Origin of the sequence: Cellulomonas septica (assembly GCF_012396155.1) — a bacterium.
Lineage (GTDB): Bacteria > Actinomycetota > Actinomycetes > Actinomycetales > Cellulomonadaceae > Cellulomonas > Cellulomonas septica.
In genome coordinates, this window is record NZ_JAAXOY010000544.1 from 1 (window position 1) to 2,478 (window position 2,478).

Annotated in this window: 1 protein-coding gene and 2 pseudogenes; 1 reads left to right on the plus strand and 2 read right to left on the minus strand. The window is 75.0% G+C overall.

The window, feature by feature from the left end; translation table 11 throughout:
* Positions 1–402: pseudogene (locus HGA02_RS16310) on the plus strand (dipeptidase); the annotation flags it as partial.
* A 42-nt stretch (positions 403–444) separates the two neighbouring features.
* Here the strand turns inward: HGA02_RS16310 and HGA02_RS16315 are convergent.
* Both HGA02_RS16315 and HGA02_RS16320 read right to left on the minus strand, forming a co-directional pair.
* Entirely contained in the window at positions 445–2,175 is a 1,731-nt protein-coding gene (locus HGA02_RS16315; protein WP_343035543.1) for a sensor histidine kinase, read from the minus strand.
* 10 nt (positions 2,176–2,185) lie between these two features.
* Positions 2,186–2,478: pseudogene (locus HGA02_RS16320) on the minus strand (thiol reductant ABC exporter subunit CydC); the annotation flags it as partial.

Below are 2,478 nucleotides of genomic sequence, written 5' to 3' on the forward strand. Positions count from 1 at the left end.
AACCTGCGCGTCCCGCCCGGGACCGACGCCCGCACCGCACGCGACGCGCTCGTCGCGCACGTGCTCGACGTCGCGCCCTGGGGCGCGCGCGTCACGGTCGAGACCGAGCCCGTGGGGCAGCCGTTCCGCGCGCGCACCGACGGGCCGGTGTTCGCGACCCTGTCCCGCGCGCTCGCGGATGCGTTCGACGCACCGACCGTCACCGCGGGGCAGGGCGGCTCGATCCCGCTGTGCAACGTCTTCGCCGAGACGCTCCCGGACGCCGCCGTCGTGCTCCTGGGCGTCGAGGAGCCGGCGTGCCTCATCCACGCGCCGAACGAGTCCGTCGACCCCGGGGAGATCGAGCGGCTCGCGGTGGGCGAGGCGCTCTTCCTCGCGCGCCTCGCCGATCAGCCGCACTGACGACCCGGGCGATCTCGGGGGGCGCGGGTCGACGCTTCGGCGTCAGGCGAGCGGGGCCTGCCAGGTCAGGAGCGTGCCGCGCCCGTCGGGCGACGCGCCGAGCGTGAACGACCCGCCGTGCTGCCGTGCGCGCGAGGCGAGGTTGCCGGTGCCCGATCGGCGGTCGCGACGCTCCGGCAGTCCGGTGCCGTCGTCCTGGACCTCGACGAGCACGCGCCCGAGCGGGCCGGTGCCGTCGACGGAGATGCGGACCGTGACCGACGACGCGTGCGCGTGCCGGGCGGCGTTGGCGAGACCCTCGCGCACGACGGCCACGACGTCGTCCGTGAGCTGCTGGCCGACGCGGTCGTCGAAGCGGTCCTCCTCGAACGGGTCGTCGGACAGGCCGCTGCCGTCGAGCGACAGGATCACCGACGGCGCGAAGCCGAGGCCGGTGCGCGCGAGCGACGCCTCGCGGCGCAGCCGCTCGACCAGGCCCGTCGCGGCGTCGGGGTCGCGCAGCGCGTAGACGATCTCGCGGATCTGCCGCACGGACGAGTCGACGTTGTCGAGCGCGTCGTCGACGATGCTCAGCAGCTCGCTCGGGTCGACACCGCGCGCCGCACGACGCTTGACCGTCTCGAGCTGCATGCCGGTCGCGAAGAGCTGCTGGATCGCGAGGTCGTGCAGGTCGCGCGCGATGCGTTCGCGCTCGTCGAGCAGCGCCGCGACGTCCTGCGCGTGCCGGGCCTCCGCGAGCACGTAGGCGAGGGCCGCCTGCGAGGCGAACGACTCGGCGGTCGCGAGGTCGCCGTCCTCGAACGGCGGCTCGCCGATGCGGCGCAGCAGGATGAGCACGCCCACCCCGCGGCCGGACGTCTGCATCGGGGCGTACATCGCGGACCCGAACGCGCGCATCGCGGGCACCTTGACGCTGCGCGACTGCGACAGCGACGGCGTGAGCAGGCCCTTGCCCTCGGTCATCACGGTCCACGCACGACCGCCCTCGGGCATGACCGTGCCCATGAGCTTGTCGGCGTCGTGCCCGTCGACGAGCTCGATGAGGAGGCGGCCGCCGAGCCCGGGCAGCGCGAGGGCCGCGGTGTCGGCGTGCGCGACCTCGCGGGCGGTCGCGGCGATGTGCTCGAGGGCCTCCTCCTCGTCGATGCCCTCGAGCAGCATGGTCGTGATGTCCTGCCCCGCGCGCAGCCAGTGCTCCCGGCGCGAGGACTCGGCGTAGAGCTGCGCGTTCGCGACCGCCACGCCGGCCGCGGCGGCGAGCGAGATGACCGTGCTCTCGTCGCCGTCGGTGAAGCCGCCCTCCTTCTCGGACAGGTAGAGCTGCCCGTAGATGCGCTCGCCCGTGCGCACGGACGCGCCGAGGAACGAACCCATGGGCGGGTGGTTCGCCGGGAACCCGCGGAACGCCGGGTGGTGCGTGAGGTCGTCGAGCCGCAGCGCGCCCTCGATCGGGATCTGGCCGAGCACGCCGAGCGCGTGCGGTGCGGTGCCGAGCATGCGGGCCACGGCGGTCGGCACGCCCGCGTAGACGAAGGTCGTCGACGTGCCGGTGGGGTCGAGGACGTTGATCGCCGCGTACCGGGCGCCGGTGAGCTCGGCGCTGACCTGCACGAACCGGTTGAGGACCGACGGGAGGTCGAGCTGCGCGGCGACCGACAGGATCGCGTCGAGCAGGTCCGCGACGCCGTCGCCGGTGAGGTCGACGATCTCCTCGGAGTGGACCTCGCTCAGCACGCCGCGCGCGAACGGCGTCCCGACGACGGGACGCTCCACGGGCGGACGCTCAGCCATGCGTCGCGCCGCCGACCTGCCCCACGCGGGATCGCGCACCGTCGCCCTCCCCGGCGTCGCCCTGCTCGCTGTCCAGGGCCACACGGTAGCCCGGGACCCGCGCGAGCAGGTCGTCGTGGGAGCCGCGCGCCGCGACGGCGCCGTCCTCGAGCCACAGGACCTCGTCGGCCTCGGCGAGGGCCGAGACGCGGTGGGTCACGAGGAGCACGCCGCGCCGGCCGCTGCGCGCCTCGTCGAGCAGCATGCCGACCAGGCGGTCCGCGGTCGCCGCGTCGAGGTGCTCGG